Origin of the sequence: Pseudomonas sp. DWP3-1-2, assembly GCF_049896285.1 — a bacterium.
In the GTDB taxonomy this organism is placed as follows: domain Bacteria; phylum Pseudomonadota; class Gammaproteobacteria; order Pseudomonadales; family Pseudomonadaceae; genus Aquipseudomonas.
The window spans coordinates 622,230-636,023 of sequence record NZ_JAFCTZ010000003.1; the positions used below are offsets into that span (position 1 = coordinate 622,230).

Genomic DNA, 13,794 nt, shown 5'->3' on the forward strand with positions numbered 1-13,794 from the left:
CGCCAGCGCGCATTGGCGAGGTGACGATCCATGTGGGTGGCGCCTGTTGAATCGGGTAGCACTCATACCATTTTCAGCGTTGCGGACTGAGGTTGCGTCCTGACGGCCGGGTCCATTTTGTCGTGGCAAAATAGACGAAAACCGTTTGCGCAGACGTCCGGCCCCTGCTGCGCAGGGGTTCCTTCGCTCCAGTGTCGTGGTGGGGCGACGCGCCGACGGGCCATCCATGGCCCAACGGCGCTCGCTCGGCGTCCTTGGCGAGCGCACCCCACCCCAACACCTCCACTCAGCCTCCCGACGCGCGTTTGGCGGTGTCTGCCAGATCGCAGCACGGAAAAGCAAAGCAAAAGCACACCCGCATGGCGGATTTTTCAGGCGGTATTTTTTGCCTGACTCACCTCCAGCCTTGGGCGGGTGAATGTGCGCAGGACTCAAGGGTGACGACAATTGCGACTTGTGGCCGGCCGAGCGCAGGTATTGCGTAGTGGGGAATTCGGCATGGATGCCGAATTAGCCGCACTGGGCCAGGTATGGCCCTTTGCGGCGACCCACGGAGCGATGCCGGAGTGAGGGAACCCCTGCGAAGCAGGGGCTGGACAAAGGAGCGGACGGTTTCGTTACTTTGCCAAGACAAAGTGGCTTTTTGTTTTATAGGCAGCCGTAAGGGCGCAAAGGCGACTGTGCGTCGCCTCCGCTGCTGGACATGCTTGCGATTCCAATACTCTGCAACAGAGTATCTACAGGATGTGCTCGATCAATCCCTGCACACTGCCGCAATCGCTTCGGCCAGTTGATCCAGCCGCGTTGCGTCGATGCCCGCGACGTTGGCACGACCGGCGTTGACCATGTACACGCTGTGCTCATGGCGCAGGCGGGCCACCTGATCGTTGTCCAGTCCGGTGTAGGAAAACATTCCGCGCTGGGTCGCAATATGCGCGAAGCGCTCGCCCAGGCCCAGCGGCGTCAACGCTTCCACCAGTCCCCTGCGCAGCTGCGCAATGCGCTGGCGCATGTCCTCGACTTCATCGGCCCACAGGCTTTTCAGCTCGGGGTTGCCGAGAATTTCCGCGACCACGGCGGCACCATGATCAGGCGGGCTGGACCAAAGGTTGCGGGCAATCGAAGACAGTTGGCTGCGTACGTCCTGAGATTTCTCGGCGTCACCTGCGACGACGAGCAAGGCTCCGGTGCGATCCCGGTACAGGCCGAAGTTTTTCGAGCAGGAGCTGGTGATCAACATCTCTGGCAGTTCGGCCGCGAACAGGCGAACACCCCATGCGTCCTCTTCCAGTCCGTCACCGAAGCCCTGATAAGCGAAGTCGATCAGTGGCAGCAGATTGCGGCTGCGAACGATGTCCAGTACCCGGCGCCAGTCTTCATGGGACAAGTCGAAACCGGTCGGGTTGTGGCAGCACGCATGCAGCAGCACCACATCGCCAGTGGGCACGGTGTTCAGGGTTTCGAGCATCGCCTCGACGTTCAGGCGATTGTCGCTGCCCACGTATGGGTAATGGCTGATCTTGAGGCCGGCCTTGGCAAAGATGGTTTCGTGGATAGGCCAGGTCGGAGTACTGAGCCAGATACCGCGTCCCGGCAGGCATTCAGCAATGAAATCCCCGGCCAGGCGCAAGGCCCCGGTGCCACCTGGGGTCTGGGTCGCGCTGACGCGCTTCTCGTTCAACAGCGGTGAACCTGCGCCCAACACCAGCTCACTGATCAGACGGCCGAAGCGAGGTTCGCCATGGCCGCCAATGTAGGTCTTGGTCATCTGTGCATCGACCAGACGCTGTTCGGCGAGTTTGACCGCCCGAGGGATGGTGGTCAGGCCCATGGCGTCCTTGTAGACGCCGACGCCCAGATCAAATTTATGCGGATTCGTATCGGCGGCGTAGGCGTCAATCAGACCCAGAATCGGATCGCCCGGTACTCGCTGGATATCGGTGAAATGCATTACTTGCGGCCCTCGGCGCCTTTGGCCACCTCGTCGGTGCGGGCAGCCATGATGAAGTCGTTGCGGTGCAGCCCTTTAATGGAATGGCTCCACCATGTAACGGTCACCTTACCCCATTCAGTCAGCAGGCCGGGGTGGTGACCTTCGGCTTCGGCAATTTCGCCGACCGCGTTGGTAAATGCCAGCGCAAATTTGAAATTCTTGAACGCAAATATTTTCTCCAGCTGCATCACGCCATCGCGAACCTCGATATTCCAGTCCGGGATCTGCTTGATAAGCTCGGGTAATTCGGCATCGCTCACTTGCGGTGCATCGGCACGACAGGCTTCGCAGTGGGCTTGGTTCAGAGTAGTCATGGTTTTGGATTCCTGTTCAGGCCGCTTGAGTCTTTGATGAAGCGCTTGAAGGGTTTTTGGGTGGGAATTTCGGTGCGTGCAGGCCCAGCTGCATGCCTTGTTCAACCATGCCCATGATGTCTTCATGGGCCAGATCGAACAGACGTTTGAGGTTGGGCAGGACGAAATACAAAGGCTGCAGGATATCGATTCGGTACGGGGTGCGCATCGCTTCCAGGGGATCGAAGGCTTGATGCTCAGGCTCGGAAGAGAGGCTGTACACCGCTTCTTTAGGCGATGAAAGGATGCCGCCACCGTAGATCCGTCGACCTTCCGGTGTGTCCACCAAGCCGAACTCAATGGTCATCCAGTACAGACGCGCCAGATAGACACGTTGTTCCTTGGTGGCGCTCAGGCCGAGCTTGCCGTAGGTGTGGGTGAATTCTGCGAACCATGGGTTGGTCAGCAGTGGGCAATGGCCGAATATTTCGTGAAAGACATCGGGCTCTTGCAGGTAGTCCAGTTCCTCCTCGCTGCGGATGAATGTGGCGACGGGGAATCGTTTGCTGGCCAGTAGCTCAAAAAAGGTCTGAAAGGGAATAAGGGCCGGAACGCGTGCCACCTGCCAGCCGGTGGTCGCCCCCAGTACCGCGTTGATCTCGCTCAACTGCGGAATGCGATCGTGAGGCAGCGCCAGTTGCTCGATCCCGTCCAGATATTCCTGGCAGGCACGACCCGCGATGACCTTCATCTGGCGCGTGATCAAGGTATTCCAGACGGCATGTTCGGCGGGTGGGTACTCAATGAATCCGTGCTCATCGGGTTCGCGTGCCACGTAGCGTGTCTGGCTCATGCTGCTCTCCTGGGCTCTATTGTTCTGATAAGTGTCCGACGCCTGAGGCTATGAATACCGGTTCCTTAACGTTTAGTAAGGCGTGTCCCGAGGGCTGGAGCTGTCTTGCCTGATGTTTTCGTAACGAATTCTTTACGGCAGAAGAAATCGAAAGCGTTTCGCTCGGTTCCAGTGCTGGAAATTACGCCTGGCTGTCACGTATTCTTTACGCCAAACTTTGCCACGTTATAAAAACAAAACCCGGCCAGAGGATTTATCCGCCATGCGCATCAAAGTTCATTGCCTCAATCGCATCGGCATGACCCGGGACATTCTCCAACTGCTGGTCAGCTACGGCGTTAACCTGGCGCGAGGCGAGGTGGGCGGTGAGCAGGGTGATGCGATCTACCTGCACTGCCCCAACTTGATCAACCTGCAGTTTCAGGCGCTGCGGCCCAGGTTTGAGGCCATTCCCGGCGTGTTCAGTGTCAAGCGGGTAGGGCTGATGCCCAGCGAGCGTCGGCATATGGAGCTGAACGCCCTGTTGGGCGCGCTGGAGTTTCCGGTGCTGTCCATCGACATGAGCGGCGCTATCGTCGCGGCGAATCGGGCCGCCGCGCAGTTGCTGGGCGTGCGTGTCGATGAAGTGCCTGGCATTGCTCTGTCGCGTTACGTGGAAGACTTCGATCTGCCGGAGCTGGTCCGGACCCACAAATCCCGTATCAATGGCTTGCGGGTGAAGGTGCGAGGCGATGTATTTCTTGCTGACATTGCGCCGTTGCAGTCTCAACACGATGACAGCGAGGCCCTGGCCGGCGCGGTGTTGACCTTGCATCGCGCCGACCGGGTGGGCGAGCGCATCTATCAGGTGCGCAAGCAGGAGTTGCGGGGCTTTGACAGCATCTTCCAGAGTTCCAGAGTCATGGCATCGGTGGTTCGCGAAGCCCGGCGCATGGCACCGCTGGATGCGCCGTTATTGATCGAAGGGGAAACCGGCACCGGCAAGGAGTTGCTGGCGCGGGCCTGTCATCTGGCCAGCCCCCGGGGCCAGTCGCCATTGATGGCAATGAACTGCGCGGGGCTGTCCGAATCCATGGCCGAGACGGAGCTGTTCGGCTACGGGCCCGGCGCTTTCGACGGTGCGCGGGCCGAGGGCAAGCTGGGGCTTTTGGAGTTGACGGCGGGCGGCACCCTGTTTCTCGATGGGGTGGGCGAGCTGGGGGCGCGGATGCAGGCCAAATTGCTGCGGTTCCTGCAGGACGGCTGCTTTCGTCGTGTCGGCAGTGATGAAGAGGTGTATCTGGACGTGCGTGTGATCTGCTCGACCCAGACCGATCTGTCTGAACTGTGCGCTCGGGGCGAATTCCGCCAGGATCTTTATCACCGGCTCAATGTGCTGACCCTTCATATCCCGCCGTTACGCGAATCGCTGGATGGATTGGGCCCGCTGGTGGAGCATTTTCTCGATCAGGCCAGTCGGCAGATCGGCTGCCCGCTTCCCAAACTTGCGCCAGCGGCCATGGAGCGGCTGACCCATTACCGTTGGCCTGGCAATATTCGTCAACTGGAGAACGTGCTGTTTCAAGCGGTTTCGTTGTGCGAAGGCGGTACCGTCAAGGCCGAGCACATTCGTTTGCCGGAATATGGCGTGCGTGAGCCGATGCGTGAGTTTTCACTGGAAGGCGGACTGGAAGAAATCGTCGGGCGATTTGAAAAGGCGGTACTGGAGCGCCTTTATGCGCAATATTCCAGCAGTCGACAATTGGGCAAACGGTTGGGCGTGTCCCATACCACGATTGCCAACAAGTTACGGGATTATGGTCTGACGTCGGAAAAGAAGCAGGGGCGTTAATAACACGTGCAGGGCTTGAGTGTATTAAGGGGCCGTGTTGTAGGTCGACAGTAACCGCGATGACAGAAACGAGGCCACGTCCCCGCGGAGTGCTCCAGGAGACGTTGGCATCAAACATCTATTGTCTGAATTATCCGTTGCTGCAACCGTTGCCCATGACCTGATAAGCCATGACGTGCTGTTCGCCCTGGGAGTCTAGGTAGGTCATGCGCATCGGTACGACGGCGCAGACGTTCGGCACGTTGCTGACTGAAACCACTTTGGCGATATCAAGATGGGTGCCGTAAGTGTATTGCTCTGCACGGGCTTGGTGTTCAGCGACTTTTGCACCGGACTCTTCAGCCATTGCAAATGCGCTAAAGCCACAAAGAGCCAGAACCAGCAGTGAAGCTTTCATTAACGTTTACCTTATTTAGTTTGAAAAGGGTCACATAACCCTTGTGGGGTTATGTGCGAACAAGTATCGGTATGTTTGATTAACACGCCGTGTGGGGGCTGTCAGTTGTTAATCGGTTTGCCGTGTTGGCGAGAATGATTCTAGGCCTGTGTCACTCATTCATATACAAAGGGTTTTGATAAACACTGTTGAGCAAATCCGTAATAATCCGCTTCGGCGACGCCGAAGTTCTTCAGGGTCCCTCGTTCTTTAGTCTTGCTTCTTTTGGCCTGACGCTGCCGGAACGCGGGGCTCTCAGGCTGATTGTGGTGTAGGGTGGCAGAGCGGTAAGACCATCGTCGAATGGTCCCGGGGTTCAGGCCCGGTTACAACGAACACATAAAACAACAACTATCCACCGAGGTAACCAAGATGAGTGCAGCTTCCCTGTACCCCGTCCGCCCAGAAGTTGCAGCGACAACGCTGACCGATGAGGCGACCTACAAGGCCATGTACCAGCAGTCAGTGGTCAACCCTGATGGCTTCTGGCGTGAGCAGGCCAAGCGCCTCGACTGGATCAAGCCTTTCAACGCGGTCAAGCAGACCTCCTTCGATGATCACCGCGTCGATATTAAATGGTTCGCTGACGGCACGCTCAACGTTGCCTACAACTGTCTGGACCGCCACCTGGAAGAACGCGGTGATTCCCTCGCCATCATCTGGGAAGGCGACGATCCTTCCGAAAGCCGTAACATCACCTATCGCGAGCTGCATGAAGAAGTCTGCAAGTTCGCCAACGCGCTGCGCGGACAGGATGTGCATCGTGGCGATGTAGTGACCATCTACATGCCGATGATCCCCGAGGCTGTAGTCGCCATGCTGGCGTGCGCCCGGATCGGTGCCATTCACTCTGTCGTATTCGGCGGCTTCTCCCCTGAGGCGCTGGCCGGCCGCATCATCGACTGCCAGTCCAAGGTTGTGATCACGGCCGACGAAGGCCTGCGCGGCGGCAAGAGAACCGCCCTGAAAGCCAACGTTGACCATGCGTTGACCAACCCTGAAACCGCCAGCGTGCAGAAGGTTATCGTGTGCAAACGCACCGGTGGCGACATCGAATGGAACCGCCATCGCGACATCTGGTACCACTCGTTGCTGGAAGTGGCTTCGGCCACCTGCGCTCCGAAAGAGATGGGCGCTGAAGAATCGCTGTTCATTCTTTATACCTCCGGCTCCACAGGTAAACCCAAAGGCGTGCTGCACACCACCGCAGGCTATCTGCTCTACGCAGCGCTGACTCACGAGCGCGTGTTCGACTATCGTCCGGGCGAGGTTTACTGGTGCACGGCTGACGTGGGCTGGGTAACCGGTCACAGCTACATCGTCTACGGGCCACTGGCCAACGGCGCCACGACACTGTTGTTCGAGGGCGTGCCCAACTACCCGGACATCACTCGCGTGTCGAAGATTATCGACAAGCACAAAGTCAACATCCTCTACACCGCGCCTACTGCCATCCGGGCCATGATGGCCGAAGGCACCAAAGCCGTGGACGGCGCTGACGGTTCGAGCCTGCGCCTGCTGGGCTCGGTGGGTGAGCCCATCAACCCTGAAGCCTGGAACTGGTACTACAACACGGTTGGCAAGAAGAACTGCCCGATTGTCGATACCTGGTGGCAGACCGAGACGGGCGGCATCCTGATCAGCCCGCTGCCAGGCGCGACTGCGCTGAAACCTGGCTCGGCAACGCGGCCATTCTTTGGTGTGATCCCGGCTCTGGTGGACAACCTGGGCAACCTGATCGAAGGCGCGGCCGAAGGCAATCTGGTGATCCTTGACTCCTGGCCGGGTCAGTCGCGATCGCTGTATGGCGACCACGACCGGTTCGTGGACACCTATTTCAAAACCTTCCGTGGCATGTACTTCACGGGCGACGGTGCACGTCGTGACGAGGATGGTTATTACTGGATCACCGGTCGAGTGGATGACGTTCTTAACGTTTCAGGCCATCGTATGGGGACCGCCGAAATCGAAAGCGCGATGGTCGCTCACCCGAAAGTTGCCGAAGCCGCCGTTGTGGGCGTGCCTCACGATTTGAAAGGGCAGGGCATCTACGTGTACGTCACCCTGAATGGCGGCGAAGTTCCGAGCGAGGAATTGCGTGTGGAGTTGCGTAACTGGGTGCGTAAGGAAATCGGTCCGATTGCCTCGCCGGATGTCATCCAGTGGGCGCCGGGCCTGCCGAAAACCCGTTCGGGGAAAATCATGCGTCGCATTCTGCGCAAGATTGCCACCGGGGAGTACGACACCCTGGGCGATATCTCGACCCTGGCCGATCCGGGTGTCGTGCAGCATTTGATCGACACACATAAAACCATGACAGCCGCCTGATAACGGTTGTTCAAAGCCCCGCCCGGCGTGAGCCTGGCGGGGTTTTTTGTGCGTGCAGGAAACGAAGGGCCGAGCGCTGATCACTGAAAACGGTGGGCGCGAGCCAGGACGCAGGCTCCAGATATATATCCATTTGTTACCTGTAACCTTTTGATGCAACGCTTTGTTCATTTGTGAGGCATTGCGTCTCACAGTTGTAGGAAATCGATGCATTTCTGACTGAAAGATAAGCCCGACCAACGCTCCCCTTGCCGTATTACAAGGCTTTGCCAATAATGGGCGCGCATTTTGCTGTATAGATCGGTTAGTCTTCTTTTCGCATTGCATAATCTGCAAGAGCCGTCAATAACTCCGGTCCTGTTTTTCGGTGCATCTGTAACTAGTTGTCGCATTGAAGAAATATCGACTTCGAGCGTGTCGCTAAAATGCCGATCACTCGCCCAAGGTTGCGGGTCCGGTTTCCGGCCTCGCCTTCAAGGCGTCACAGTCTCCCATCGTTCCTTCGCATTTTGGGCTCTTGCTCAGTCTGCAATTTGTCGTGTTACCGACGGAGTCCTAAGAATGAAAAAGCTCATGCTGCTTGGCGCACTGGCGCTGTCTATGCTGGCGCAGCCAACGTTCGCTGACGAAAAACCTCTGAAAATCGGCATCGAAGCCGCTTACCCTCCGTTTGCCTCCAAGGCGCCGGATGGCAGCATCGTCGGTTTCGACTACGACATCGGCAACGCCTTGTGCGCCGAGATGAAGGTCAAGTGCACCTGGGTCGAGCAGGAATTCGATGGCCTGATTCCAGCTCTCAAAGTGCGCAAGATCGACGCCATCCTGTCCTCGATGTCCATCACCGAAGACCGCAAGAAATCCGTGGATTTCACTGATCGCTACTACAGCACCCAGGCGCGTCTGGTGATGAAGGACGGCACGGTGGTCAGCGACAGCCTTGATGAGCTCAAGGGCAAGAAAATCGGCGTGCAACGCGGTTCGATCCACGACAAGTTTGCCAAGGAAGTGCTTCAGCCCAAGGGCGCCGAGATCAAGTCCTACGCTTCGCAGAACGAAATCTACCTGGACATCCAGGCAGGTCGTCTGGATGGCACCGTGGCTGACGCCACCTTGCTGCAGGACGGTTTCCTGAAAACCGACGCTGGCAAAGGTTACGCGTTCGTGGGTCCGGCTTTCACTGATGCCAAGTACTTCGGCGACGGTATCGGTATTGCCGTGCGCAAAGGCGACAAGGCCAATCTGGACCGGATCAACGCGGCCATTGCGGCCATCCGCGCCAACGGCGAGTACAAGAAAATCCAGGACAAGTACTTCGATTTCGACGTTTACGGCAAGTAAGTCGTCCGAAGCTACCCTCAAGATGGCGCAAGCACTGTCGTTCTTGCGCCATTTTCATACCCATCGGTGAGGACCGCACATCATGTTGAAAGGCTACGGGGCTGTCATCCTCGAAGGTGCAGGGCTGACGTTGCAACTGGCCTTGTCGTCGATGGCGCTGGCCATTGTCCTCGGACTGATTGGCGTAGCGTTGCGCCTGTCGCCGGTGCGCTGGCTGGCATGGCTGGGTGATTTGTATTCCACCGTGATTCGCGGCATTCCCGATCTGGTCCTGATTCTGCTGATTTTCTACGGCGGTCAGGGCGCGCTCAACAGCATTGCGCCGATGCTGGGTCATGACGACTACATTGACCTGAGTCCATTGGCGGCAGGCATCGGCACGCTGGGTTTCATCTTCGGAGCCTACCTGTCTGAAACCTTTCGCGGTGCATTCATGGCGATACCCAAAGGTCAGGCCGAAGCCGGCATGGCGTACGGGATGAGTAGCTTCAAAGTGTTCTTCAGAATCCTGGTGCCGCAGATGATCCGTCTGGCGATTCCGGGCTTTACCAATAACTGGCTTGTTTTGACCAAGGCCACGGCGCTGATTTCGCTGGTGGGTCTGCAAGACATGATGTTTCTGGCCAAGCAGGCCGGTGACGCGACCAGTCAGCCTTTCACCTTTTTCCTCGCAGTGGCCGTGCTGTATCTGGCGATCACCAGCGTCTCGTTGCTGGTCCTGCGCTTCATTGAAAAACGCTACTCGGTAGGCGTAAGGGCGGCTGACCTATGATTTTCGACTACATGGCCGTCTGGGATAACCTGCCCCTGTATTTTTCCGGGATGCTGGTCACCCTCAAGTTGCTGGCGATTTCGCTGCTTTTCGGGCTGCTTGCCGCTTTGCCCCTGGGCCTGATGCGGGTCTCGAAGAATCGGTGGGTTAACCTGCCCGCCTGGTTGTTCACCTATGTGATTCGCGGCACGCCGATGCTGGTGCAACTGTTCCTGATTTACTACGGGCTGTCGCAGTTCTCGGCGGTGCGGGAGAGCTTCCTCTGGCCCTGGCTGTCCAGCGCAACCTTCTGCGCCTGTCTGGCCTTTGCCATCAACACCAGCGCTTACACCGCCGAGATCATCGCCGGCAGCCTCAAGGCCACCCCCGCTGGCGAGATCGAAGCCGCCCGCGCCATGGGCATGTCCAGGGCCAAGATGTATCGGCGGATTCTGTTGCCGTCGGCCCTGCGTCGGGCGCTGCCGCAGTACAGCAACGAAGTGATCATGATGCTGCAGAGCACCAGTCTGGCCTCCAGCGTGACCCTGCTGGACATCACGGGTGCGGCCCGCGCAGTCAACTCCGAGCTCTATCTGCCTTTCGAGGCATTCATCACCGCAGGCGTGTTCTACCTGTGCCTGACATTCATTCTGGTGCGACTGTTCAAGCTGGCCGAACTGCGCTGGCTGGGCTACCTCGCGCCCCGGAAGGCCTGACATGCAAAGAACCGATCATGTATTGCCGTGGAGCTCCCTCGGTACCGAACGCCAGCTCAGCGTCTTTCGTTTTGGCAGCGGCGAGCGCAAGGCTTATATCCAGGCCAGCCTGCACGCTGACGAACTGCCGGGCATGCGCACCGCCTGGGAGCTGAAAAAACGCCTGCTGGAACTGGAAGCGCAGGGCGCGCTCAAGGGCGTTATCGAGCTCGTGCCGGTGGCCAATCCCATCGGGCTTGGGCAACTGCTGCAAGGTGCGCATCAAGGGCGATTCGAGTTCGGCAGCGGCAAGAACTTCAACCGCGACTTCGCCGAGTTGAGCGAGCCTGTGGCAGAACGGCTTGAAGGCCGGTTGGGTGATGATCCTCACAGCAATGTGCAGTTGATCCGACAGACCATGACTACGGTGCTGGCAAGCCTGCCGCCTGCCCAGAGCGAGTTGCACGGCTTGCAGCGCTTGCTGCTCAGCCATGCCTGCACGGCGGACGTGGTGCTTGATCTGCATTGTGATGCAGACGCCGCGCTTCACCTGTACGCCTTGCCTCAGCATTGGCCGCAGTGGCGCTCGCTCACGGCGCATCTGGATGTGAAGGTCGCGCTGCTGGCCGAGGATTCGGGCGGCAGTTCGTTCGACGAAGCCTGTTCACTGCCCTGGTTGCGCTTGTCGCGGATTTTTCCGCAGGCACAGATTCCGCTGGCCTGTCTTGCGACCACCCTCGAGTTGGGCGGTCAGGCCGATACGGGCAAGCCTGAAGCCGAGGCTCATGCCGCAGGTATTCTGGCGTTCCTGGCGGAGCAGGGCTTTATCAGTGGTGACTGGCCGCAACCGGCCCACGATGCCTGCGAAGGCATGCCGTTCGAGGGCACTGAATTGTTATTCGCGCCGCATCCCGGCGTGGTGACGTTCCTGCGCTCGGCCGGCGACCAGGTCGAGGTGGGTGACCCGCTGTTTGAGGTTATCGACCCGCTGTCTGATCAGGTCAGCACAGTCCGCACCAACACCGCAGGCGTGCTGTTCGCCATCGAACGGCTGCGTTACGCACAACCGGGTTTCTGGCTGGCCAAAGTGGCGGGGCGCACCGCGCGCCGTCATGGCCGTCTGCTCAACGACTGACTGTTTTGTGAGAATTGAAAGCATGAACAAACTGGAAGTCCAGGATCTGCATAAACGCTATGGCAGCCACGAGGTGCTCAAGGGTGTGTCCCTGACTGCCAAGGCCGGAGATGTGATCAGCATCATCGGTTCCAGTGGTTCGGGCAAAAGCACTTTCCTGCGGTGCATCAACCTGCTGGAGCAGCCCCACGCCGGAAAGATTCTGCTCAACAACGAAGAGCTGAAACTGGTCGCCAATAAAGACGGCAGCCTCAAGGCGGCAGACCCCAAACAGTTGCAGCGCATGCGCTCGCGGTTGTCCATGGTGTTTCAGCACTTCAATCTCTGGTCGCACATGACCGCGATTGAAAACATCATCGAAGCGCCGATCCATGTCTTGGGCATGTCGAAAAAAGAAGCGCTGGAAAAAGCCGAGCATTACCTGGCCAAGGTCGGCGTTGCCCACCGTAAGGACGCTTATCCCGGGCACATGTCCGGCGGTGAACAGCAGCGTGTGGCGATTGCCCGGGCATTGGCCATGGAGCCGGAAGTCATGTTGTTCGACGAACCCACTTCAGCTCTGGACCCGGAGCTGGTGGGCGATGTGCTCAAGGTCATGCAGTCTCTGGCCCTGGAAGGCCGGACCATGGTGGTGGTGACCCACGAAATGGGATTTGCCCGGGAAGTCTCCAACCAGTTGATCTTCCTGCACAAAGGCATGGTCGAGGAGCGCGGCGATCCTCGTGAAGTGCTGGTCAACCCGCAATCCGAGCGTCTGCAGCAATTCCTGTCAGGCAGTCTCAAGTAAAAAAGAAGGGCATCGTTTCGGCGATGCCTTTTAGCGACAGAACAGGTCATGCTGCGCCAGCCTGACCGTCAAGACTCAGTGTGAGCCGTTTTTCTTGGCTCGAACCCTGCAGGCTGTTCATTCAGCCTGTTCAACTGCGATACGCTCCGGACTGCCCGACATGACTGCCCATCGAATAGGTTTTCTTATTTGGCCCAGCACCAAAGCCTTGACCCTGGCGCTGGCCGAGGAAGCCTTGCGTGTTGCGCAGCGCGTCCACCCGGAAGTGCTTTACGAGTTGTCCTTCCTGCAAGCCGAAGCGCCGCCCGAAGGTGCCTGGCAACTGCCCGGCGAGCCTTGGACCGGCCGACTTGAGGGATTGCAAAAGCTGTTTCTGTTGGCCGATGAACCCCCGGCGCCGATGACGGCGGCGTTGAGCAGCGGTCTCAAGCAACTGGTGCGTTCCGGGTGCGTGATCGGCGGTCTTTCGGCGGGCGTCTACCCGCTGGCGCAGCTGGGTTTGCTCGATGGCTATCGTGCTGCCGTGCATTGGCGCTGGCAGGATGATTTCAGCGAGCGGTTCCCCAAGGTCATTGCCACCAGCCATCTGTTCGACTGGGACCGTGATCGCCTGACGGCCTGCGGCGGGATGTCGGTACTTGATCTGCTGCTCGCCGTGCTGGCCCGTGACCACGGTGCCGAGCTGGCCGGGGCCGTTTCCGAAGAGCTGGTGGTCGAGCGGATTCGCGAAGGCGGCGAGCGTCAGCGCATTCCCTTGCAGAACCGGCTGGGCTCCAGCCATCCAAAGCTGACCCAGGCCGTTCTGCTGATGGAAGCCAATATCGAAGAGCCGCTGACCACCGACGAAATCGCCCAGCACGTCTGCGTGTCCCGTCGTCAACTGGAGCGTATTTTCAAGCAGTACCTCAATCGTGTGCCCAGCCAGTACTACCTGGAGCTGCGTCTGAACAAGGCGCGGCAGATGCTGATGCAGACCAGCAAGTCCATCATCCAGATTGGTCTGTCGTGCGGGTTCTCCTCCGGCCCGCACTTTTCCAGTGCCTACCGCAACTTCTTCGGCGCGACGCCCCGGGAAGACCGCAATCAGCGCCGCAGCAGCAGCCCGTTCGAATTGTCGTCGGTGCCTTCCGAGCGCGGGTGACGCGTGGACTTGTGGGAACGAGCGGGCCCGCCACAGAAATCAAAGCATCTGTATCTGCAATTACATCGGGTCAACGTTTAAACTGCGCCTTTGCGACGGTATATGTCGCATTGCCGAAAGCTACGGAAATTCACGGTTTTGCGCTGTAACAAGTTGTCGCCTGGCGACAAGGCCGAATGGAAATCAGTCCTTACAATCCCTTCATCGCTCGCC

General features: G+C 58.7%; 11 protein-coding genes and 1 pseudogene. 8 read left to right on the plus strand and 4 right to left on the minus strand.

Translation table 11 applies throughout. The annotated features are described in order from the left end of the window. Positions 1–754: 754 nt before the first annotated feature. From ACP7B0_RS11805 to phhA, 3 genes and pseudogenes are all read right to left on the minus strand, one after another. Entirely contained in the window at positions 755–1,951 is a 1,197-nt protein-coding gene (locus ACP7B0_RS11805) for an amino acid aminotransferase (protein WP_426141505.1), read from the minus strand. Further along, positions 1,951–2,307: a 4a-hydroxytetrahydrobiopterin dehydratase gene (locus ACP7B0_RS11810; protein WP_426141506.1), complete on the minus strand. Its 357-nt coding sequence runs from the start codon at positions 2,305–2,307 to the stop codon at positions 1,951–1,953. The genes ACP7B0_RS11805 and ACP7B0_RS11810 overlap by 1 nt, the downstream gene beginning before the upstream one ends. A gap of 16 nt (positions 2,308–2,323) precedes the next feature. After that, positions 2,324–3,145 (minus strand): annotated as a pseudogene (phhA, locus tag ACP7B0_RS11815) (phenylalanine 4-monooxygenase); the annotation flags it as partial. Between the two features lie 256 nt (positions 3,146–3,401). Between phhA and ACP7B0_RS11820 the strand changes: the two are divergent. Next, the gene (locus ACP7B0_RS11820; RefSeq protein WP_426141508.1) at positions 3,402–4,970 is read left to right on the plus strand and encodes a sigma-54-dependent transcriptional regulator; all 1,569 of its coding nucleotides are present in this window, start codon (positions 3,402–3,404) and stop codon (positions 4,968–4,970) included. 130 nt (positions 4,971–5,100) lie between these two features. Here the strand turns inward: ACP7B0_RS11820 and ACP7B0_RS11825 are convergent, their stop codons facing one another. Continuing rightward, positions 5,101–5,367: a DUF2790 domain-containing protein gene (locus ACP7B0_RS11825; RefSeq protein WP_426141509.1), complete on the minus strand. Its 267-nt coding sequence runs from the start codon at positions 5,365–5,367 to the stop codon at positions 5,101–5,103. Between the two features lie 411 nt (positions 5,368–5,778). On the opposite strand from ACP7B0_RS11825, the gene acs reads away from it, so the two are divergent. The 7 genes from acs to argR all read left to right on the plus strand — a co-directional run bounded on the left by acs (position 5,779) and on the right by argR (position 13,581). Next, complete coding sequence (acs, locus tag ACP7B0_RS11830; RefSeq protein ID WP_426141511.1) at positions 5,779–7,734, plus strand: acetate--CoA ligase; 1,956 nt, start codon at positions 5,779–5,781, stop codon at positions 7,732–7,734. 561 nt (positions 7,735–8,295) lie between these two features. Further along, positions 8,296–9,072 carry an ABC transporter substrate-binding protein gene (locus tag ACP7B0_RS11835; protein ID WP_426141512.1) on the plus strand — a complete coding sequence of 259 codons (777 nt, stop codon included), beginning with the start codon at positions 8,296–8,298 and terminating at the stop codon, positions 9,070–9,072. An 82-nt stretch (positions 9,073–9,154) separates the two neighbouring features. After that, positions 9,155–9,844: an ABC transporter permease gene (locus tag ACP7B0_RS11840; RefSeq protein WP_426141513.1), complete on the plus strand. Its 690-nt coding sequence runs from the start codon at positions 9,155–9,157 to the stop codon at positions 9,842–9,844. After that, the gene (locus ACP7B0_RS11845; protein ID WP_426141514.1) at positions 9,841–10,539 is read left to right on the plus strand and encodes an ABC transporter permease; all 699 of its coding nucleotides are present in this window, start codon (positions 9,841–9,843) and stop codon (positions 10,537–10,539) included. Before ACP7B0_RS11840 ends, ACP7B0_RS11845 begins: the two co-directional genes overlap by 4 nt. 1 nt (position 10,540) lies before the next feature. Beyond that, positions 10,541–11,653 (plus strand): succinylglutamate desuccinylase/aspartoacylase family protein, encoded by a 1,113-nt coding sequence (locus ACP7B0_RS11850; RefSeq protein WP_426141515.1) that lies wholly within the window; start codon positions 10,541–10,543, stop codon positions 11,651–11,653. 22 nt (positions 11,654–11,675) lie between these two features. After that, positions 11,676–12,440 (plus strand): ABC transporter ATP-binding protein, encoded by a 765-nt coding sequence (locus ACP7B0_RS11855; protein ID WP_426141516.1) that lies wholly within the window; start codon positions 11,676–11,678, stop codon positions 12,438–12,440. A gap of 160 nt (positions 12,441–12,600) precedes the next feature. Next, positions 12,601–13,581: a transcriptional regulator ArgR gene (argR, locus tag ACP7B0_RS11860; RefSeq protein ID WP_426141517.1), complete on the plus strand. Its 981-nt coding sequence runs from the start codon at positions 12,601–12,603 to the stop codon at positions 13,579–13,581. Positions 13,582–13,794: the final 213 nt, after the last annotated feature.

Excerpts from the sequence above, each read along its gene's own strand:
- ACP7B0_RS11835 (WP_426141512.1), top strand. The coding sequence starts at position 8,296 with ATGAAAAAGCTCATGCTGCTTGGCGCACTGGCGCTGTCTATGCTGGCG.
- ACP7B0_RS11820 (WP_426141508.1), top strand. The coding sequence starts at position 3,402 with ATGCGCATCAAAGTTCATTGCCTCAATCGCATCGGCATGACCCGGGAC.
- ACP7B0_RS11850 (WP_426141515.1), top strand. The coding sequence starts at position 10,541 with ATGCAAAGAACCGATCATGTATTGCCGTGGAGCTCCCTCGGTACCGAA.
- ACP7B0_RS11805 (WP_426141505.1), bottom strand. The coding sequence starts at position 1,951 with ATGCATTTCACCGATATCCAGCGAGTACCGGGCGATCCGATTCTGGGT.
- ACP7B0_RS11845 (WP_426141514.1), top strand. The coding sequence starts at position 9,841 with ATGATTTTCGACTACATGGCCGTCTGGGATAACCTGCCCCTGTATTTT.
- ACP7B0_RS11825 (WP_426141509.1), bottom strand. The coding sequence starts at position 5,367 with ATGAAAGCTTCACTGCTGGTTCTGGCTCTTTGTGGCTTTAGCGCATTT.
- argR (WP_426141517.1), top strand. The coding sequence starts at position 12,601 with ATGACTGCCCATCGAATAGGTTTTCTTATTTGGCCCAGCACCAAAGCC.
- ACP7B0_RS11840 (WP_426141513.1), top strand. The coding sequence starts at position 9,155 with ATGTTGAAAGGCTACGGGGCTGTCATCCTCGAAGGTGCAGGGCTGACG.
- ACP7B0_RS11810 (WP_426141506.1), bottom strand. The coding sequence starts at position 2,307 with ATGACTACTCTGAACCAAGCCCACTGCGAAGCCTGTCGTGCCGATGCA.
- ACP7B0_RS11855 (WP_426141516.1), top strand. The coding sequence starts at position 11,676 with ATGAACAAACTGGAAGTCCAGGATCTGCATAAACGCTATGGCAGCCAC.
- acs (WP_426141511.1), top strand. The coding sequence starts at position 5,779 with ATGAGTGCAGCTTCCCTGTACCCCGTCCGCCCAGAAGTTGCAGCGACA.